We start from the raw sequence: 19,010 nt of genomic DNA, 5'->3' as shown, positions 1-19,010 counted from the left end.
CCCTCCTCCGGCTCTTCTGTTGTCACGACTCTTTCGCGGATCAGACGCGGTTTTCGACGAACCCTGAGCGGGTTCCGAACCGGGCGTGAACCGATCGTGACACCGCGAACGGCCGGCGACTCAGATCCGTCGCTCGGCGATCCGCGCCGTCACGACGCCCGCGGCGACGAGCAGCACGCCGACGAGACCGTTCAAGAGGACGCCCAGTGATTCGCCGGCTGCCGCGTTCACCGCTCCGATGTACAGGAAGAACGCGGCCACTGCGGCGTGAAGAGCGAAGACGCCGGTCGGCGCGTTCGCCCCGAAGGTGAAGCCGATCTCCATACGCGCCCTACGCCGATTCGGTTAAAAAAGGGACCGGGTCGGTGCCCGTTTTTCTCGCCGTGCAGTCCACGTCGAATGTGATCGTTTGTCATCGGGGTCGCGCACTGACTTGTGTAGTATATAAACAATAATAGGACCGTCGTTATAATTACCGGTGTCATGTCGTTCGATATGCGACCGCAAACACAAACGAAGGGCCAAGAACTGTACGAATGTTTCGAATGTGGGACGCGCACGGAGTCGGGCGGCACCTGCGACTGCGGCGGCGAGCTCTGCCACATCGGCCGCTCGCGAGACCTGTGACCCGGCGGAGCGAGAGATGAGGAATCCGGAACACCGCACCGAGAGCGACCGCTGAGCCAGCTATTCTTCGCCGTCGGAGTCGTCGCTGCCGTCGGAACCCGCGTCGTACTCGGGCAGCGAGAGCACGTTCTCGCGGCCGAGCCGAAACCCGTCGAGGTCGCCCTCGTCGCGGAGTCCGGTCACGACCTGACTCGTCTTGGCGGCGGTCCAGTCCAGCTCCTCGGCGACCCGCTTCTGCTTCATCCGACCGCCGTTGTCCTCGATGAGCCGGACCACCTGTTCCTCGTTGCTCAGGAGGTCCTCGTCGACCGGCGGCGCCGCCTCGCCGGCCTCCCCGTCCGCGTCGGCCGCCGACCCGTCTGTGCCGCCGGACGCGGCGTCCGCGCCCGCTCCGGCTGCGCCCGCGGCGACCGCGTCGTCGGCCTCGGCAGTCGCCTCGGACCCCGTCGACGCGGGCGTCTCCTCCGAGGCCGTCGTGCCCCACGGACGACGACGGTAGCCGACCACGGCGACGACCGCCACCAGCAGTCCGAGGGCGACGAACAGGAGCGGCCCGGCGGCGCGCCCGTCGGGCTCGACTGTCACGCGGGGTTCGCCCTCGGTGAAGTCGACCGGTCCCTCCCAGACGACGGCGGTATCGCGGGTCTCCGTCGGCGACGGCGAGACCTCGCCGAGCCGGTAGCCGTCCTCCCACGAGACGATGAGCGACGTGGCCTCGTCGAGGAACAGCGCGTCGATCGCGTCGCCGACGAGGATCCGGTCGTCGTCCACCGCCGCGAAGTTGCTCCACTCGAACCGGTACGTGATGACTCCGTACGACTGCGGGAGCTCGCGTCGCTCGGCCGTCACGGTGACGTTCGAGACGTTCATGTCGCGTCCGGTCGCGTTCTCGGCGGTGTCCGCCGTCGCGCGCATCCGGTCGCCGAACCGGCCGGTGTACGCGTCCGGGTCCGACTCCACGTCAGCGCGGAGGTCCTCGAACGCCTGCTCTTCGTCGTCGCTCGCGAGGCGAACCCGGTACTCCGTCTCCCACACCGCGTCGCCGTCGGGCTCGACGGAGACCTCTATCAGGACGTCGTCGGGGTTCACGTCCGTCTGTTCGAATCCACCGGCCGGAAGACCGGCGCCGCTCTGTGCGGCGCCCATCGACGCGAAGCCGGCGCCGGCGACGACCGCGACGACAACGAGAAGGAGTACCGTTCGCTGCACGGACGTGTAGTTACGAGGCTCCGGTAAATCGCTTCCTATCTGGCAGGCAGGGGCGATCCGCGCTTCGACCGGTCAGGGCCGTCGCGTGACGCGACGGGACCGACGCCGGCCTACCCATGGATGCCACCGAGGACCCGCCGGACGACGTCGGCCCCCTCGGTCAGCGGTTCGACGAGGCTGTCGGCGGTGGAGCCGGCGACGTTCCCGGCGGCGGTCCCGTTACCGCGGTCGTCACCGCCAGCGGCGGAGGAACCGTCTCCCGGAGACGTCTCGTTCCCACCGTCGTCCGCACCGCGGTCGGACGTGTCGTTCCCGGCATCGTCCGACGTCCCGACCGCGTTCGTCGCCTCGTCGGTCCCGTTCGTCGCGTCGTCGTCCGTTCCGTTACCGCGCTCCGAGGGCCCGTCACCCGCTTCCGGTCCGTCGCCTGCTCCCGGTCCGTCGCCCATGTCGCCCGGCGGGCCGCGGCGATCGGACGCCAGCGGGCCGCCCACGCCGGTGCCGGCGACGCCGCGAGCGATGGCCGCGACCTCGGGACCGCTGGCGTTGCCCGCCCGCTCGCGGAGCTGACCGAGTCGCTCCTCGCTCAGCCCGCGATCGGCTCTGACCGACTCGGGGAGGCCGCTGGCGACCTCGGCGCTCCGATTCGCCTCGCGCTCGACCGTCTCGGCGCGGGCGCTCGTCTCCGCCATCCGCGCGGCGAACGCGCCCGGAGTCAGTTCGCCGGCGTCACGGCGCTCGCGGAGCTCGCGCTGTCGGCGCTCGACCTCGGCGAGCCGCTCCTCCGACCGATTCAACTGCTCGACGACCAAGTCGGCCCGCGCTTCGGGGGTCTCCGTCCGATTGAGTCCGACCTCGAACGCCCGCGACTCGACCTCGCCGGTGACCTCGGCCCGTTGGACCCCGATCACGCCGGAGAACTGCTCTCCGGGGCTGATATCGGTCCCGTTCGCCGCTTCCGTCTCGTTGCCCTCACTCGTCTCGTTCGCCGCCACCGGGTCGTCCTGTGCGACGGCCGTCCCGACGGGGCCGGCCGCGACGACTCCGGCGACGCCGACCAGCGCGATCACGACGACGAGGAGCGCGATACCTCGATTCATCACCCGACGGTAAGCGACGTATCCGTATATAAACCGATCTCCGTTAACCCGGATCAACGCGGATTAAACGCACGACGGGAGCGGGGTCCGTGATCGGTGTCGGATCCGGAACGGGTGACGTCTCCGTTCAGTACGACTTCGCGAAGTAAGCGGTCCGTTCCGCGTCCTCGCCGCAGATGGCGCACGTCTCCTCCCCGTCGCCGTCGACGAGGGGGTCGTCGTCCTCGAACGGGACCATCACGATCTCGGCGGCCATCGGCTCCTTGATCGGCTCCTCGCAGGCCTCGTCGCCGCACCACGGCGTCTTCACGTAGCCGCCGTGCTGTCCGAGCGTGCCGAGGATCTCGGCGCGGTCCTCGGCCTCGCGGACCTCGCCGTCGAGCGTCTCCTCGGTGGCCGCGTACAGCTTCGCGTACACCTCGTCGAGGTGGTCGCGGACGGTCTCGGCGACCGCCTCGCGGTCCTCGACGAGGCTCTCGCCGTCGGGGCGGTGGACGAGGGTGAGCTCGTCGTCCTCCACCTCGTGGGGGCCGATCTCGATCCGGAGCGGGACCCCGTTGAGTTCGTGTTCGTTGAATTTGAACCCGGGATTGCGCTCGTCGCGGTCGTCAAGTTCGACGCGGACGCCCGCCTCGTCGAGGTCGTCGACGACGCCCTCGGCGTACGCTAACACGTCGTCTTTGGTGTCCTCCTGCCAGATCGGGACGACGACGACCTGCTCGGGGGCGACGCCGGGCGGGAGCACGAGCCCCTGCTCGTCGGAGTGCGTCATGATCAGCGCGCCGAGCGCGCGCCACGAGAGCCCCCACGAGGTCGTGTGCGCGAGCCGCTCCTCCTCGTCCTCGTCGGAGAACGTGATGTCGAACGCCTCCGCGAACGACTGTCCGAGGTGGTGAGAGGTGCCCGCCTGCACCGACTTCCCGTCGGGCATCAGCGCCTCGACGGTAGTCGTCGTGTCCGCGCCGGGGAACTTGTCGTGATCGGGCTTCTGCCCCTTCAGGACGGGCAGCGCGAGCAGGTCCTCGTAGACGGACTCGTACTGGTCGAGTCGGGTCAGCGTCTCCGCCCACGCGCCCTCGCCCGTCGCGTGCGCGGTGTGGCCCTCCTGCCAGAGGAACTCCTTCGTGCGGAAGAAGGGCTTCGTCTCCGTCGCCTCCCAGCGCACGACCGAGCACCACTGGTTCACGCGCAGCGGGAGGTCGCGGTGGCTCCGGACCCACTGGCTGATGTACGGCGTGATGATCGACTCGGAGGTGGGCCGGACCGCGAGCCGCTCCTCGAGCTCCCTCGTGCCGGCCTCGGTCACCCACGCCACCTCGGGGTCGAACCCCTCGACGATGTCCTTCTCGCGCTCGAGGTACGACTCGGGGATGAAGAGGGGGAAGTAGGCGTTCTGGACGCCGGTGTTCTTGAACTTCGCGTCGAGGAACGCCTGCAGGCGCTCCCAGACGGCGTACGCACGCGGTCGAGTGACGATGAACCCGCTCATCCCCTCGGGGCCGTAGTCCGCCAGCCCCGCCTTCTGTACGACCTCGGCGTACCACTCGCCGGTGTTGTGTGACTTGGACTCGGTGATGCCGAGCTCCTGGCCGTCGTCGCTCATTGTCCAGTGAAGGGTGGGTCGCGGGCTTAAAACGTCCGAAGCCGTACGAGTCGTTCAGCGGAGTTCGCCCGGTGTCCGAGGCCGGACGCGGTCCGCATCCGATGGGCGACGCCGCGCTCGTTTCAGATCGCCGGAACGCGGAGAAACGTTAACCCCCTCCGGCCGCCTACGGCCGATATGGACCTGTCGGGGCTGCGTCGGCACACGCCCGCGGAGGTGACACGGGCGCGCCGCGAGGCGGCGGTGCTCGCGCCCGTCCTCGAACGCGGCGGCGAGGCCCACCTGCTGTTCACGAAGCGCGCGTCCCACCTCGGGAAACACCCCGGGCAGATGAGCTTCCCGGGGGGCGGCCGCGAGCCGGAGGACCGCACGCTGACCGACACCGCGCTGCGCGAGGCGTGGGAGGAGGTCGGGATGCGCTCCGAGGAGGTGGACGTCCTCGGGCGGCTCGACGACACTCGGACGTCGAGCGACTACCGGATCCGGCCGTTCGTCGGCGTCGCGCCCGACCGCGAGTACGTGCCCGACGAGTCGGAGGTCGCGGAGGTCGCGATCCTCCCGGTGAGCGGGCTGACCGATCCGGCGAATTACGAGTCAGAGCGGCGCGACCACCCGACCTACGGCCTCCACCGGATCCACTTCTTCCACGTCGACGGTTACACCGTCTGGGGCGCGACCGGCCGCATGGTCGTCCAGCTGCTGGAGCGGACGACCGACTGGCGCGCGCCCGAGGAGGTCGACCGCGTGGTGGAGGCGGACGCCGAGCTCCCGGTCTAAATACGACCGCACCGCAGTCGTCGTGGGACATCCGCCTGCGATCACGAGCGGCCGTCACTGCCGGTGAGGGGGGATACATTACAGGCGACGCGCTCGTGGAGCCCCGTTTTCACGCCGTCGTATCGACGTCCAGCCGGAGGGCCACCGGTGCGCCGGCCGCGAGCGCGTCCACGAGGTCGCGGCTTAGGTCGGCGGCCGCTCCGTCGGCGTCAACGAAGATCGTGCGCTCGTCGTCGGTGTAGTCGCTCGTCCGTCCGACCATCGAGCGGTCGTCGAGGAGGGTGAGAGCCGGGTCGCCCCGACCGACTATCCGGTCGACGTGGGCCGGGTCCGCGAGGTCGACCGCCTCGCCGTCCGGCTCCCCGACCGCGATAGTCGCCGTGATCGTCGCCGCCGCGTCTCGACACGCCTCCCGGAACGCCGCCGAGAAATCGCGGGGCGTCCGGTCGGCCTCGACGCCGATGATACAGTCGCCGGCGGGGGTGAGCCAGTCGTCGGTCGTGAGTTCGAACGTGCTCGCGTGCTCGGCGGTGACGTGTTCGTGGCCGGTCGCCCGGACGATCTCGACGAGGTCGTCGCCACCGGCGTCGGTATCGGGCGCGGCCTCGTCTCCGTCCGGGTCGACCTCGGCGTCGCTCATACGTCCCGGTCGGCGGCGCCGCGACAAGTCGGCGTCGGTTCAGGCGTCCGCGCCCTCGGCGAGCGCGGGGATCAGTCGAACCGGGTTCTTCGCGAAGACGCGGCGCATCAGGTCCTCGGAGACGTCGAGCGTGAGCACCTCCATCACGCCGACGTTCGGGTGGACGTCCGGCGCGCCGGAGCCGAAGAGGACGCGGTCGGGGTGTTCCAGGACGCCGCGTTCGAGGATTTCACGGTAGCGCACGGCGCTCGTGTCGACGTAGAGCCGGTCGTGCTCGTCGAGCAGGTCGAGCGTCTCGTTCATCAGGTCGGCGTCGAGGGGGTACCCGCCGAAGCTCGCGAGCACGAGCGGGAGGTCGTACTCGAGCAGTTCGCGCTCGACCGCCGCGGGCGGGAACTCCCTGCCGGCGTGGACGACGAGGGGGAGGTCGGCCGCCTCCAGTCGGGCGAGCACGTCCTCGTTCGGGAGCCCGTCGACGTGCGGGGCGAGCGTGAACCCGTGGAAGCGGTCGTCGTAGGAGTACTGCTCGACGTCGTCCGGCCGCGCGTGGTGGTCGTCGCGCTCGGCGCGCAGGTTCCGCACCGCCGACAGGGGTCCGTCCCCCGCGTCGCGCGGGCCGTTGAGTCGCGCGAACGCGACGAACGGGCGGTCGATCGAGAGCCGCGCGACCGCGTTGTTCGCGCGGAGGTAGCTCCGTCCGGGAGCGCGTCGACCCGGACTCGCGACCGCGCGCACCACGCCCGCCTGCAGCATCTCGCGTTCCAGCCGCTCGGGGGAGATGTCCCGGCCGTGCGTGACGACCGAGGACTCGTCGGGGTCCAGCGTCGCGCGGGTGTCGACGATCCGGAAGTCGTGTTCCAGCCCGAGCATCTACCGGCTCGTCTCGGGGGACCCGCATGTGCCTGTCGGTCGCACACACCTCGCCGGCGGAACTCCGGTCGGGGTCGCCCCGCCGCTCACGGCCCCGCAGTCGAGACGATCTTCACCACGTCGCCCTCGCTCAGCTCGTGGCTCTCGCCGATCCGACGCGATGAGCGCGCGTCGACCGCGTGGAGGTACCCCTCGCCGATGTCGGTGTGGACCGCGTACGCCAGGTCCGGCGGCGTCGCCCCCGACGGGAGGAGGAACGCGTCCGGGAGGACGTTCCCCGTCCCGTCCGTCCACTTGGAGGCGTCCTGCACCGGGTAGACGGTGATGCGGTCGAGCAGGTCGTAGACGGCGGCGTTCAACGCGGTCTGAACGCCCGTTCCGCCGTGTTCCCGCATGACGCCGCGGATCGCGTCGAGCCCCATGCGCTGGCCGTCCGAGACCTCGCCGACGATCTCGAAGTCGCCGTCCCCGGGGTCGTAGTCGACGACGCCCGCCTCCGCCGCGCGTCGGAGGCCGAGTTCGCCGTCGGCCGTCGCCGGGACCACCGGCTTGTCCGTGCCGTCGCGGATCCGGTCGAGCGCGCCGTCGGGCGCGGCGTCGACCTTGTTCGCGACGACGACGATCGGCTTGGTGCGCCGGCGGATCGCCCGCGCGAGCGCCTCGCGGTCGTCGCCGGTCCACGCCTTCGGGTCGTCGGGGTACTCCAGCCCGCGGAGGACCGCGGTCACGTCGTGCTCGGTCGCGCCGAACCCGGTGAGCAGGTCCCTGATCGAGGCCTCGAGGTCGAAGTCGGGCGACCGGGACTTCCGCTCGACGCCCTCCCAGTTCCGGTCGACGATCCCCGCGAGCCACAGGTCCATCTCCTCCTCGACGAAGTCCACGTCGTCGAGGGGGTCGTGCGAGCCGACCGCGACCGGCTCGCCCTCCGCGTTCGTCGCCCCGGAGGCGTCGACGACGTTGAGTACGACGTCGGCGTTCGTCAGCTCGTCGAGGAACTGGTTGCCGAGCCCCTTCCCCTCGTGGGCGCCGGGGACGAGCCCGGCCACGTCGAGGAGCTCGACGGGGACGTACCGCTTCCCGTCGCGACAGTTCTCGTTGCCGCACCGCTCTTCGCGGTCGAGACAGGGGCACTCCGTCCGGACGTGCGTGACCCCCCGGTTCGCGTCGATGGTCGTGAACGGGTAGTTCGCGACGTCGACGTCGGCCATCGTCGCGGCCGTGTACAACGTGGACTTCCCGGCGTTCGGCTTCCCCGCCAACGCGACCGTGATCATGGTCGTGGGTGGCGGCGCGGCGAAAAGCGCCTTTCGGTCGCCCGCGCCGGGATCGGCGTTCGCCGTGGTCTCCGTCGTCCGCCGCCGGGACTCGTCACGGGAACTCGACCAGATCGTCGTCGACGCCGCGGAGGCTCTCCGCGAGTCGAGAGTCGGGCGGCACCGCATCGAGGAACGCCTCGGAGCCGAATCGGGCGTCGGCGTTGACCGAGAGCATCCCGAGATCCGCCGGGTCGCCGTCGAGCCCGGTGAGGAACGCGACCGTGCGGACCGCCGGGACGTCGTCGACGCGGGCCGCGACGTCGACCGAGCCGTACAGCGACCGGTGCGTGGCGACGTGGTGGACGCAGGTCGGCGTGGGCGCGAAAAGCAGCAGGAATCGCGCGCCGGGCTCCGTCCGCCCCAGCTTCGGCCGGATCGCGTGGCGCTCGTCGGCGTGGAAGTACCGCTCCATGCGCCGGTACTGCCGCAGGACCTCGTTCGCGCCGGTCGCGCGGCGCACGGCGGCGTCTCCCTTGAGCTCGATCACGTGGTCGACGCGCTCCGGCGTCCGCAGCCGGACGTAGACGTCGACGACGCCGCGTCGTCCCTCGGCGTCGTACGGCTCCTCCAGCCGGACTTCCGGGTCGTCGTGGACGGCCGCGTAGTGATCGACGACTGCAGTCGCCAGCTCGTCCTCCCGCATACGTCCGGGTCACCGCGCCGCCAGGGAATAAACCCGCCGACGCCGCGGTCGCGATCGGCGCCCCTGGGGAGCCACTTAACCCCTCCGGCCGTTGCGTTGGCCTGGGGAGTATCAAGAGGTTTGTAAGGCTCGAACGACTATCGAATATGATGTCTGATAAGCTGAGTAGACGGCGGTACGTCGCTGGAACTGGAGCCGCACTTACCATCGGGGCGCTCGCCGGCTGTTCGGGCGGTGGGGACGGCGATGACGGCTCCGACGGCGATGACGGCTCCGACGGCGATGACGGCTCCGACGGCGGAGGCGGAGAGCCCAGCGACGACGTTCCCAGCGAGATCGACGAGTACCTCACGGACGCCCGGATGTACGAAGGCACGATCGCCGATTACACCGGACAGGACGAGGTCACGGTCGCCGTCGGCGCCGGCGACGTCGGATTCGCGTTCGACCCCGCCGCGATCCGGATCGACGCCGGGACGACCGTCGTCTGGGAGTGGACCGGCGAGGGCGGCGCCCACAACGTCGCCTCCGTGGACGGCTCGGAGTCCGAGTTCGACAGCGGCGAGGCCGTCGACGGGGAGGGAGAGACCTTCGAGCAGTCCTTCGAGAACGCCGGCATCCAGCTCTACGTGTGTACCCCTCACCAGGGGAACGGGATGCTCGGCGCCATCGAAGTCGTCGAGAGCTAACGCCGGACGCCGCTTCCGAGGGGGACTCGCTTTTTCGAACGTCCGAGCCGTCGCGTCACAGACCTCACGAGCGGCGGCACCGAGGGGCGGCTCACGGGAGGAACGACCAGCGCACGTCGACGATGCGGTCGTGTTCGCTCGTCACGGTCGGCCGGGCGAGGTGGTCGTTCGCGTTGACGCCTACGGCCGCAAGCCCCTCGAGCGCCGCCTCCAGCGACCGGTCCGAGCGCTCGACCGCCGAGTCCCGCTCGTACGGGGCGTCGATCGGCTCCTCGGGCGCGTTCGCGACGTCGACCTCGTCCGCGAGGTCACCGCCGATGGCGCGCGGTGGCTGGTGGAAGTGCCAGTCGCCGACCGTGAGGAACAGCCAGACGTCGCCGTTGATGGCGTGGTACTCGCCGGTGACCGCCGAGTCCTCGTGAGCGACGATCCGCGACAGGACCGCCGATTTCGTTCGGTAGAGAGCGTCTTTGCGAGCGGACCGGACGTTACTCTCGGTGATGTCGCCGCGGTCGTAGGCGGCGGTCGCCTCGTCTGCGAACTGCTTTGCGACCTTGTTGACGACGTACAGCGACTCGAGCAGGTCGTCTGTCGGTTTGAGCGGATCCACGGTGATGCCTCGGCGGTGTACTCTGCGAGAGTTCGGCACGTCGGCGGGATAGGCGTTTCGGGCGCTCGGGCCGCGATCGGCCGGTCGAACGGGGGTCGGATGGTTAATTCTTTAAGCACACGGACGAAGAGGAACGCAAGCAATGTCGGACGACTCGCTCAAACTATACACGGCCATCTACGTCGCGCTTCTGGTCGCGGCGGCGATGAACTTCGTCCTCTTCGAAGCCGAATTCCTCAACTTCACGTACGCGCAGGCGTTCGGTGGGACGATGGTGATCGCGGCGGTCAAGACGGTTCTCATCGTCGCGTATTTCCAGCACCTCCGGTGGGAGAACCGCTCGCTGACCTACGTGATGGCGCTCGCGCTCGCGCTCACGATGCTGCTGATGGCCGCGGCGACGTACTCCATCTCGTAACGTCGCCGGTATTCTGGCGGGTCTTCTCCCGCTCCGATCCCTCGCTTCTCCCGCTCCGATCCCTCGCTTCTCCCGCTCCGATCCCTCTCCTCGTCCGTTCCAGTCCCTCACCTCGACCGTTCTACTCCCCCCACTCACCGCCCCTCCGATCGGTTCTGGAGAGTCCGACGAACCGAGTGCGGCAGTTCTGATACGTTCGATCGTGTTTTTTGTAGTCGTGGGCGAAGGGTAGCGTATGCAACTCCGCGACGCTACCGAAGACGACGTCGACGCGATCCGAGCAGTCGCCCGCGAGTCGCTGCTCGCGTCCTACGGCCACGCGGTCGACGAGTCGCTGCTCGCCGAGGCGGTCGACGAGTGGTACGACCCCGACGACCTCATCGCGGACATCGACGACGAGCGGACGGTCTGTCCCGTCGCCGTCGTCGACGACGACGTGGTCGGGTTCGCTGAGAGCTACGTGGTCGGACGCCGCGAGCGGATCGGCGAGATCGACTGGCTCCACGTCCACCCGGACCACCGCGAGTCCGGGATCGGCTCTGCCCTCCTCGAGCGCCTCGAGGAGGAGCTTCGGGACGCAGAGGTCGATCGCATCGAGGCGCGCGTCCTCGTCGCCAACGAGGCCGGGACCGCCTTCTACGAGAGCGAGGGGTACGAGCTGGTCGACGACCGACGCGTCGAGATCGGCGAGGAGACGTTCGAGGAGCGGGAGTACCGGAAGCAGGTCAGTCGGCTCACAGGCATCTCCGAGGGCACCGTCGAGACGGCCGCCGGCGACACGGTCTACGTCGCGTTCGACGAGAACGAGCGCGGTTCGTTAGGCCCCTTCTACGTCGCGTACGCCGACCCCGACCGCGAGCAGCGGTACGGCTACTTCTGCGGGAACTGCGAGGGGACCGACATCGCCATCGACACGATGGACCGCATGGAGTGCGGCGACTGCGGCAACCGCCGGAGACCGTCGCGCTGGGACGCGGCCTACTGAGTCGCGCCGTCCTCGATTCGACGCACGCCCTCCTCCGACCTACAGCGTTTCCTTCACGCCCAGCACGCGCTCCTCGGCCTCCCGCCCGGGGTCCCACTCGCTCCCGTCGCGCTCGGAGTCCCGGTGGTCGGCGACGCTCCGGGCCATCGCCTCGTCGACGGGCGTCGACTCCCAGCCGAGGTCGGCGAGCGCGCACGTGTCGAGCAGGTGCGGGTACTCCCGGTAGAGGACGAAGTCGTCCGGTTCGAGCCCGCCGGCCGCCAGCGCGTCGGCGCTCGCCGGGACGACCTCGCAGTCGACGCCCGCGGCCTCGGCGATCGTCTCCAGCGTCTCCTCGAGGGTGAGCGCCCGGCGGTCACCGACGTTGTAGGCGGCGCCGGGGTCGCCGCGCTCGGCGGCGATCCGCAGCGCGCTCGCCACGTCCTCGACGTACGCGCGGTGCCAGAGGTTCTGGCCGTCGCCCGGGACGACGACGCGGTCGTGCGAGAGCACGCGGTCGATCCAGTAGTCGAGCCGCTCCGTGTAATCGTACGGCCCGTAGACGATGCAGGGTCGCACCGCGGTCGCGTTGACCCCGTCCTCCGCGGCGTCGAACACGACCCGGTCCCCCTCGGCCTTCCGGTTTCCGTACGTCTCCATGCTCTCGTCGGTCGCCTGTTCGGGCGAACACGGGCGCAGCGGCGTCTCCCCCTCTCGCTTGGGAATCTCCTCGGCCGCGTAGCTGGACCCAGACGAGACGTACACGTAGCCGTCGACGTCGGCGAACACGTCGACCGCGGTCTCCACGTCGTCGGGGTGGTAGGCGACGCAGTCGATCACGATATCGGGCTCCGCGGAGAGCTTCGCCGCTCGGAGGTCGCGCTCGTTCGTCCGGTCGCCCTCGACGTGCGTCACGCGGTCGTCGGCGGCGAAGGGGTTCTCGTGGTTCCCGCGGTTCAGCATCGCCACCTCGTACCCGTTTTCGAGGAGATCCGAGACGGTGTGTCGGCCGATGAACCGCGTGCCGCCGATGACGAGCGCCGTGTCTGTCATACCGCTCTTCGGGCCAGCGTCCTCAAAAGCGTGACCGAACCGGAACGGGACGGGCCGGCCGTTCGGTTTCAGTCGTCCTGCTTCGCGCGCGGCCCGTCGCCGCGCCAGCGCCGGTAGAGCAGGTACGCGATCCCGAGCCCGAGGAACCACGTACCGACTCCGATCACCGCGTATCCGACCCCGATCAGGAACTCTCCGGCGGGGAGTCCGAGCATAGATATCGTCGGCGTCTCGACCACATAAACGCTCCGAGCGAGGGCCAGTTACAGGGGCTTCGGGTTCGTACCCCGCGCTATGCCAGACCACAGTCGCCGTCGACCGTGGCTCGCCGTCCTGTTGGCGCTCGTCGTCTCGGGACTCGGACACGCCTACCTCCGGCGCTGGGGGCGCGCGTTCGGCTGGTACGTCGCGGTGACTGCGACCCTCGTGTTCATCGTCCCCGACGCCGCGGTGGACGGGATCGTCGCCGGCGATCCGCCGCCCGTCGCCGACGTCGCGCCGGCCCTCGTCGTCGTCGCCGCCAGCGTGATCGACGCGTACGTCCTCGCGGTCCGGAACAACCGGGAGCTCGAACGCGAGGAACGGACGGCGTCGGAGAGGGCAGCGCCCGGAGCCCCAACGGAACAGACGGCCCCCGCGACGCAGACGGACGGAACGAGCCTCGAGAGCGAGGCCCGCCCGGACCGGGTGTCGTGTCCGCACTGCGGCCGCCAGACCGACCCGTCGTTCGACTTCTGTCAGTGGTGTGCCGAGCCGGTCTCCGAGTGAGCTCGGCCCGGAAACGACACGCGGGCCGTCGGATCACAGCCGGATTCAAAAGGGGAAACGACGGAGGGATTCAAAAGGGGAAACGACGGCGGCAGCGAGCGAAACGAACCGCGGCGGCGAACGCCGCCTCAGAAGAGGTAGAACAGCGGGAAGATGAACACCCAGACGATGTCGACGAAGTGCCAGTAGAGGCCGAAGTATTCGATCGGCCGCTCGTCGTCCATGTAGTGGCCCTGATACGCCCTGTAGAACAGGAAGCAGGCGATGAGCAGCCCGCCCACGACGTGAATCCCGTGGAGGCCCGTCGTGACGTAGTAGATCGACGCCTGGATCGGGTCGCCGTGCGCGTTCTGCGACAGCGTGACGCCGCGGTCGAAGATCTCGTGCTCCCACTCCCACATCTTGATCGCCAGGAAGGTGAACCCGAGCAGGATCGTCGCGCCGAGCGAGGCCAACAGCCCCTGCCGGCTCTTCCGGTGGGCGGCGACGAGCGCGAGTATCACCGTGAACGAGGAGGTGATGAGCACGAACGTGTTGATGAGGCCCGGCAGCGCCTCCGCCAGCGGCTCCCACGTGCGCCACCCGGCGTTGTACCGGATGAAGATGGCCGCGGAGAGGAACGCGCCGAAGACGATCACGTCGGACGCCAGGAAGAACCACATTCCCAGCTTCACCTTCTCGACGCCGTTGAACGGCCACCGCTCGGCGAACTCACTCGGCGGGGCGTGGAAGTCCTCGAGCCCCCACTTCACGCCCGAGGCGACGAGCCCGACGAGCCCGACGACCACGAGGATCGGGTACAGCGGGTTCGCGACGGTGACGGTCGTCGTGGCGAGGCTCTCACCGATGCCGAACTCGACGGCCTCGTTAAATCCGGAGAGCCCGAACAGGAAGACCCCGGTCATCAGCGAGAGCGTGAGCGGCCAGATGCTGGCGTGGCTCGGGTGCTTGTCCCAGTACGGGTACTTCTTGATGTGATCGGAGTGGCTGTCCCCGCCGTCGGTGGCGACGTTGCCGTCGTCGTCGGTCTTGACTGCCGGTCCGCCGTCGGGCACGTAGTCTTTCACGAACTGGAGCTTGCCGGACGCGTAGGACGGCCGGTTCGGCCAGTTCTCAAGCGGCGGTGGCGAGGAGACCGCCCACTCGGCGGTCCGCGAGTAGTCCCACGGGTTGTCGCCCGCATCCGGCCCTGAGACGAACGATTTTGCCAGATTGTAGAACATAATAAAGAACGAGAGTCCGAGCGCGAACGCTCCGATCGTCCCGATCTGGTGGTAAATCTGGAACGCGGGGTTGTACTCGAACACCCGACGCGGGGTCTCCCACGCGAGGAACATCGAGAAGTACACCGCGTTGAAACCGAGGAAGAACACGACGAAGTGTACCTTCCCGAGGAACTCGTCGTACATCTTTCCGGTCATCTTCGGGAACCAGTAGTACACGCCGCCGATCAGCGCCGTTGCGCCGCCGAACATGACGTAGTGGAAGTGCGCGACGACCCAGTACGTGCCGCGGAACTCGTAGTCCAGCACGATGGCCCCGAGGAACACCCCGGTGATACCGCCGAGGATGAACAGGAGCAGCGCGCCGAACGCGAAGAGGAACGGCGTCGTGAACTGGATGCGCCCCTTGATCAGCGTGTAGATCAGCGAGAACACGAGGAGGTCGAACGGGAGGGAGATTCCGATGGTCGTCGCCATCATCAGCGTCTTGATCTCCAGGTTGATCGTCGTCAGGAACATGTGGTGCATCCACACGAGGAACGACTGCACAGCGATGAGACAGATGGCGATGATCACCCACTTCCGGCCGACGAGCCGGCGGCCGGAGAACGTCTGGAACAGCTCCAGCATGACCCCGAGCGCCGGGAAGAAGACGATGTACACCTCCGGGTGACCGAAGAACCACCAGAGGTGACCCCACAGCAGCGATCCGCCCTCAGTCGCGGAGAAGTACACCGATCCGAGGACGCGGTCGGCGCCGAGGATCATCATCGCGGCGAGCAGCGCCGCGAACGCGAACAGCATCATCCACACGGTCGCCAGGATGGACCAAGTGAACAACGGCATGTCCATGATTCCCATCCCTTCGGCGCGCGAGTGGTGGATCGAGGTGAGGAAGTTCACCGTCGAGGCGGTCACCCCGACGGTGAACATAATAAGTGCGAGGATGGCGCCCGTCGACCCGATGCTCGGCGTGTACATCGGCACGTTGAGCGGCGCGTACATCGTCCAACCCGCGCTCAGCGTGCCGCCCTGGAAGAAGCTCGCTCCGAGTAGGACGCCCGAGAACAGGTACATCCAGTACGAGAGCGCGTTCAACCGCGGGAACGCGAGGTCGTCGGCCCCTATCTGGAGGGGAACGAAGTAGTTCGCGAACGCAAAGGCGAACGGCGAGAGGAACCAGAACACCATGATGAGCCCGTGGGCGGTGACCGCCTCGTTGTACGCGAGCCCGGAGAGGATCTGGCTCGTCGGATCCCACAGCTGTACCCGGATCAGCAGCGCCATCACGCCGCCGAACAGCAGGAAGAACAGCGCCGTGATCAGGTACAGGATCCCGATGTCCTTGTGATTCGTCGTCACGAGCCAGCGCTTGACCGACGTCGTCGGCGGGAGTTCGCTCATGCCGGGACACCCCCGTCGGCGGCGCCACCGATACTGGCCGTGTCGTCGATGCTGGCGGATTCGTCACCCTCAGTCTCTTCGTACCACTCCTCCCACTCGTCCTGCGGGATGACGGTTATCTCGCCCTTCATCGCCGAGTGTCCGGACCCGCACAGCTCGAAGCACTCGACCGTGTACGTCGCCTCGCCGCCCTGCGCTTCGACCTCTTCGGAACTCACGGAGAACCAGTTACTGCTGTTCTCGCCGGGGATGGCGTCGGATTTTATCCGAAGCTCCGAGGAGCCGAAGTTGTGCCACACGTCGCTTGAGGTCACTTCGATGTCGATCCGCTGGTCGGCGGGCACGACCATCTCGTTCGTCTCGGTGTGACCGTTCGGGTACTCGTACTCCCAACCGAACTGGTACCCCTCGACGAGGATCTCGATGTCGCCCTCCTCGTCCGTGTCGGGGCCCTCCTCGACGTAGAGGAGGAGTCCGTACGAGTACACGACGAGACTGATCACGACGATCGCGCTCAGCCCGAACGAGAGGAAGAGCTTCTTCGCTTTCGGACCGCCCTGTCCCGTCGGGAGCTCGCCGACCACCGGCGCGTCGAAGTCCTCTTTCGGTTCGCCCCCGTCGTCGCGGTACTTGTACACGTTCCATAGCGTGTACGCGACGACGATCGTACCGACGAGCGTACCGAGCGCGAGAAAGACGAAGAAGATCTCGTCAAAGACCTCCGCCTGTGCGCGCCAGTCGCTCCCCTGTTGCAGGATAATTAAGTCTTTCATGTTCGTCTCTCTGCTCTTGTATCACACTTGGCGATGGCACACTTAGCTCTTGTGTAGCGAAGTCGGCCGTCCCGCGTCTCGAATGCCGCAGAGGTGGTCCGGGGAGGTCGTGACGCCCGCGAGGCGGGAGACGGCACTCGTGACGCTCGGGAGGTGGGGGGTGGCACTCACGGACGTGTATACGAAGGCTATTTGTACGCGCGAACGGACCGGCTAATAACGAAACCCATCATGGTCTCACTCACGCTCTTGAGCACGGCACTAATGGGGCTGCTCGCCGCGGCCACGTTCCTCGCCGTCGCGAAGATCGGTGCGAAGCGAACGGCGCCAGACGCGGACGGGTCGGGTGACAGATACACCGTGGTCGTCGACGCGTTCCGGGACGTCATCCAGAAACCGGTCGTCTGGGCAGTCGCGTTCGTGGTGATCGCCGTCGGCGTCGGCGGCGTCGCCCTGCTCGCCGTGGGCGACTTCGGGATTTCCGAGGGGCTCTCCGGCAGCCTCCTCGGGGTCGCTTACGCGGCCGTCGGGCTCCTGGTGACCGGCTTCGTCTTCCTCGGCGCCTACTTCGGCGCTCGGGAACGCGGACTCGGCAACGCGCACGGCGTCGCGGCCGGTTCGTTCGCCGCCGGACTCGTGTTCCTCGTTCTCGTCGCCGTCCAGCTCCTCGTCGGCGTCGTCGGGTAGGCGTCCTCCTCTCTGCGGACCCCCTCGTTTCGTTCTCGAATCGCCCTCCACGGTGACGTCGCTCGCCGGTGAACGAAGTGGACCGCGTCTCGCGCGCGGCGAACGAGGAAATATGGACCGTGTCTCGCGAGGGGCGCCCGACGCGCGTCACCTGGTGCGCCCGATGCTTACGCGACTGCGACGCCGTTACGGGCCAGGAAGTCACTCGCCGCCTTGATCTCCACGGGACTCCCGATGATCCGGTAGTAGCCGTCGTCCTCGACGATCGTCACGGTGAACCGCTCTCGAAACCGGTCTCCGAGGCCGTCCAGAGCGTGACACGGGAGGATGATCTGCGTGCTGTCACGGAGGCTCGACGGATCGGGCATTCGACGTACGGATCGATCACGACTCGCAAATATAACCGTGTCGAAGTATCGACACGAGCGTGGACCGTTCGCACGGCGCTCGATCGCCGGTCACGTGCTCCGGCGGACCGAAGGAACACCTTTAACGACGCGAACGGCCGACTGTACGCCAATGGGACTGGAAGAGGAGATCGAGGACCTCCGCGAGGAGATCGCCGACACGCCCTACAACAAGGCCACCGAGGCCCACATCGGGCGGCTGAAGGCGAAGCTCGCGGAAAAAAAGGAGAAGCTGGAGAACCAGTCCTCCGCCGGCGGCGGGCACGGCTACGCCGTCGAGAAGCACGGCGACGCCACGGTCGCGCTCGTCGGGTTCCCGAGCGTCGGGAAGTCCACGCTCATCAACGCCCTCACCAACGCCGACAGCGAGGTCGGCTCCTACGAGTTCACCACGCTCGACGTCAATCCCGGAATGTTACAGTACCGCGGGGCGAACATCCAGATCCTCGACGTGCCGGGGCTGATCGAGGGCGCCGCGGGCGGGCGCGGCGGCGGGAAGGAAGTCCTCTCGGTCGTCCGGACCGCCGACCTCGTGGTGTTCATGCTCTCCGTCTTCGAGATCGAGCAGTACGACCGCCTCCGCGAGGAGCTGTACAACACCAACATCCGACTCGACACGGAACCGCCCAACATCAACGTCCGGAAGACCCACAAAGACGGGATCGGAGTGACGATGAGCGACGACGTGAGCCTGGACGAGGAGACCGTCAAACAGGTGCTCCGCGAGTACGGCTACGTCAACGCCAAGGTGACGATCCCCCACGACCTCACGATCGACGAGCTCGTCGACGCGGTCATGGACAACCGGGTGTACCTCCCGTCGATGGTCACGGTGAACAAGGCCGACCTCATCGACAAGAGCTACCTCCCGACAGTCAAAACGGAGCTCCGAGAGCGCGACCTCGACCCCGACGACGTGCTCTTCATCTCGGCCGAGGAGGAGCTCGGCCTCGACGGGCTCAGAGAGCGGCTCTGGGAGGAGCTCGGGCTGATCCGCATCTACATGGACAAGCCCGGTCGCGGCGTCGACTACGAGGAGCCGTTGATCCTGTTCGAGGGCGACACGGTCGGCGACGCCTGCCAGAAGATCGGCGGCGAGTTCGAGGAGCGGTTCAAGTTCGCCCGCGTGTCCGGCCAGAGCGCGAAACACGACGACCAGCAGGTCGGGAAGGGCCACGAGTTAGCGGACGAGGACGTGCTCCGGATCGTCGCGCGGAAGTGACCCGGCG

22 protein-coding genes are annotated in these 19,010 nt (G+C 68.1%); 8 read left to right on the top strand and 14 right to left on the bottom strand.

What is annotated here, in order from left to right:
* Positions 1 to 120: 120 nt before the first annotated feature.
* The gene (locus R6U01_RS06390; protein WP_410285628.1) at positions 121 to 324 is read right to left on the bottom strand and encodes a hypothetical protein; all 204 of its coding nucleotides are present in this window, start codon (positions 322 to 324) and stop codon (positions 121 to 123) included.
* Between the two features lie 159 nt (positions 325 to 483).
* Between R6U01_RS06390 and R6U01_RS06385 the strand changes: the two genes are divergently transcribed.
* Complete coding sequence (locus R6U01_RS06385) at positions 484 to 627, top strand: rubrerythrin-like domain-containing protein (RefSeq protein ID WP_410285627.1); 144 nt, start codon at positions 484 to 486, stop codon at positions 625 to 627.
* 60 nt (positions 628 to 687) lie between these two features.
* Here the strand turns inward: R6U01_RS06385 and R6U01_RS06380 are convergent, their stop codons facing one another.
* The 3 genes from R6U01_RS06380 to proS form a co-directional block, all read right to left on the bottom strand.
* Complete coding sequence (locus R6U01_RS06380) at positions 688 to 1,836, bottom strand: helix-turn-helix transcriptional regulator (RefSeq protein WP_410285626.1); 1,149 nt, start codon at positions 1,834 to 1,836, stop codon at positions 688 to 690.
* 110 nt (positions 1,837 to 1,946) lie between these two features.
* On the bottom strand, positions 1,947 to 2,936 hold the full coding sequence (locus R6U01_RS06375; RefSeq protein ID WP_410285625.1) for a hypothetical protein: 990 nt from the start codon (positions 2,934 to 2,936) through the stop codon (positions 1,947 to 1,949).
* A 127-nt stretch (positions 2,937 to 3,063) separates the two neighbouring features.
* A complete protein-coding gene (gene proS / locus R6U01_RS06370) occupies positions 3,064 to 4,539 on the bottom strand; it encodes a proline--tRNA ligase (RefSeq protein WP_410285624.1) in 1,476 nt (491 codons plus the stop codon).
* Positions 4,540 to 4,716: 177 nt separating this feature from the next.
* On the opposite strand from proS, the gene R6U01_RS06365 reads away from it, so the two are divergent.
* Positions 4,717 to 5,316: an NUDIX hydrolase gene (locus tag R6U01_RS06365; RefSeq protein WP_410285623.1), complete on the top strand. Its 600-nt coding sequence runs from the start codon at positions 4,717 to 4,719 to the stop codon at positions 5,314 to 5,316.
* Positions 5,317 to 5,425: 109 nt separating this feature from the next.
* Here the strand turns inward: R6U01_RS06365 and R6U01_RS06360 are convergent, their stop codons facing one another.
* The 4 genes from R6U01_RS06360 to R6U01_RS06345 form a co-directional block, all read right to left on the bottom strand.
* The gene (locus R6U01_RS06360) at positions 5,426 to 5,956 is read right to left on the bottom strand and encodes a DUF371 domain-containing protein (protein ID WP_410285622.1); all 531 of its coding nucleotides are present in this window, start codon (positions 5,954 to 5,956) and stop codon (positions 5,426 to 5,428) included.
* Positions 5,957 to 5,995: 39 nt separating this feature from the next.
* A complete protein-coding gene (locus R6U01_RS06355; RefSeq protein ID WP_410285621.1) occupies positions 5,996 to 6,826 on the bottom strand; it encodes an amidohydrolase family protein in 831 nt (276 codons plus the stop codon).
* Between the two features lie 86 nt (positions 6,827 to 6,912).
* Entirely contained in the window at positions 6,913 to 8,100 is a 1,188-nt protein-coding gene (locus R6U01_RS06350) for a redox-regulated ATPase YchF (protein ID WP_410285620.1), read from the bottom strand.
* Positions 8,101 to 8,194: 94 nt separating this feature from the next.
* On the bottom strand, positions 8,195 to 8,785 hold the full coding sequence (locus R6U01_RS06345; RefSeq protein WP_410285619.1) for a hypothetical protein: 591 nt from the start codon (positions 8,783 to 8,785) through the stop codon (positions 8,195 to 8,197).
* Positions 8,786 to 8,934: 149 nt separating this feature from the next.
* On the opposite strand from R6U01_RS06345, the gene R6U01_RS06340 reads away from it, so the two are divergent.
* Complete coding sequence (locus R6U01_RS06340) at positions 8,935 to 9,474, top strand: halocyanin domain-containing protein (RefSeq protein WP_410285618.1); 540 nt, start codon at positions 8,935 to 8,937, stop codon at positions 9,472 to 9,474.
* A 91-nt stretch (positions 9,475 to 9,565) separates the two neighbouring features.
* On the opposite strand, the gene R6U01_RS06335 is transcribed toward R6U01_RS06340, so the two are convergent.
* A complete protein-coding gene (locus tag R6U01_RS06335) occupies positions 9,566 to 10,084 on the bottom strand; it encodes a hypothetical protein (protein WP_410285617.1) in 519 nt (172 codons plus the stop codon).
* A gap of 142 nt (positions 10,085 to 10,226) precedes the next feature.
* On the opposite strand from R6U01_RS06335, the gene R6U01_RS06330 reads away from it, so the two are divergent.
* Entirely contained in the window at positions 10,227 to 10,502 is a 276-nt protein-coding gene (locus R6U01_RS06330; protein WP_410285616.1) for a cytochrome C oxidase subunit IV family protein, read from the top strand.
* Between the two features lie 235 nt (positions 10,503 to 10,737).
* A complete protein-coding gene (locus tag R6U01_RS06325) occupies positions 10,738 to 11,487 on the top strand; it encodes a GNAT family N-acetyltransferase (RefSeq protein WP_410285615.1) in 750 nt (249 codons plus the stop codon).
* Between the two features lie 39 nt (positions 11,488 to 11,526).
* On the opposite strand, the gene R6U01_RS06320 is transcribed toward R6U01_RS06325, so the two are convergent.
* Positions 11,527 to 12,519: an NAD-dependent epimerase/dehydratase family protein gene (locus R6U01_RS06320; protein WP_410285614.1), complete on the bottom strand. Its 993-nt coding sequence runs from the start codon at positions 12,517 to 12,519 to the stop codon at positions 11,527 to 11,529.
* 68 nt (positions 12,520 to 12,587) lie between these two features.
* Complete coding sequence (locus tag R6U01_RS06315) at positions 12,588 to 12,734, bottom strand: hypothetical protein (RefSeq protein WP_410285613.1); 147 nt, start codon at positions 12,732 to 12,734, stop codon at positions 12,588 to 12,590.
* A 79-nt stretch (positions 12,735 to 12,813) separates the two neighbouring features.
* On the opposite strand from R6U01_RS06315, the gene R6U01_RS06310 reads away from it, so the two are divergent.
* A complete protein-coding gene (locus R6U01_RS06310) occupies positions 12,814 to 13,287 on the top strand; it encodes a zinc ribbon domain-containing protein (protein WP_410285612.1) in 474 nt (157 codons plus the stop codon).
* A 128-nt stretch (positions 13,288 to 13,415) separates the two neighbouring features.
* Here R6U01_RS06310 and R6U01_RS06305 read toward each other — a convergent pair whose 3' ends face one another.
* Positions 13,416 to 15,914, bottom strand: a complete 2,499-nt coding sequence (locus R6U01_RS06305) for a cbb3-type cytochrome c oxidase subunit I (RefSeq protein WP_410285611.1) — start codon at positions 15,912 to 15,914, stop codon at positions 13,416 to 13,418.
* Positions 15,911 to 16,687, bottom strand: a complete 777-nt coding sequence (coxB, locus tag R6U01_RS06300; RefSeq protein WP_410285610.1) for a cytochrome c oxidase subunit II — start codon at positions 16,685 to 16,687, stop codon at positions 15,911 to 15,913. Before coxB ends, R6U01_RS06305 begins: the two co-directional genes overlap by 4 nt.
* Before the next feature lie 231 nt (positions 16,688 to 16,918).
* On the opposite strand from coxB, the gene R6U01_RS06295 reads away from it, so the two are divergent.
* Positions 16,919 to 17,374 carry a hypothetical protein gene (locus R6U01_RS06295; protein ID WP_410285609.1) on the top strand — a complete coding sequence of 152 codons (456 nt, stop codon included), beginning with the start codon at positions 16,919 to 16,921 and terminating at the stop codon, positions 17,372 to 17,374.
* 167 nt (positions 17,375 to 17,541) lie between these two features.
* On the opposite strand, the gene R6U01_RS06290 is transcribed toward R6U01_RS06295, so the two are convergent.
* A complete protein-coding gene (locus R6U01_RS06290) occupies positions 17,542 to 17,742 on the bottom strand; it encodes a hypothetical protein (protein WP_410285608.1) in 201 nt (66 codons plus the stop codon).
* Between the two features lie 151 nt (positions 17,743 to 17,893).
* Here R6U01_RS06290 and R6U01_RS06285 point away from each other — a divergent pair, with 151 nt between their 5' ends.
* On the top strand, positions 17,894 to 19,003 hold the full coding sequence (locus tag R6U01_RS06285; RefSeq protein WP_410285607.1) for an OBG GTPase family GTP-binding protein: 1,110 nt from the start codon (positions 17,894 to 17,896) through the stop codon (positions 19,001 to 19,003).
* The last annotated feature ends 7 nt before the right edge of the window (positions 19,004 to 19,010 follow it).

Source organism: Halorubrum sp. (genome assembly GCF_046498025.1).
In the GTDB taxonomy this organism is placed as follows: domain Archaea; phylum Halobacteriota; class Halobacteria; order Halobacteriales; family Haloferacaceae; genus Halorubrum.
The sequence above is the reverse complement of the archived record's forward strand: the minus strand, read 5'-3'. Positions and strand labels throughout refer to the sequence as shown.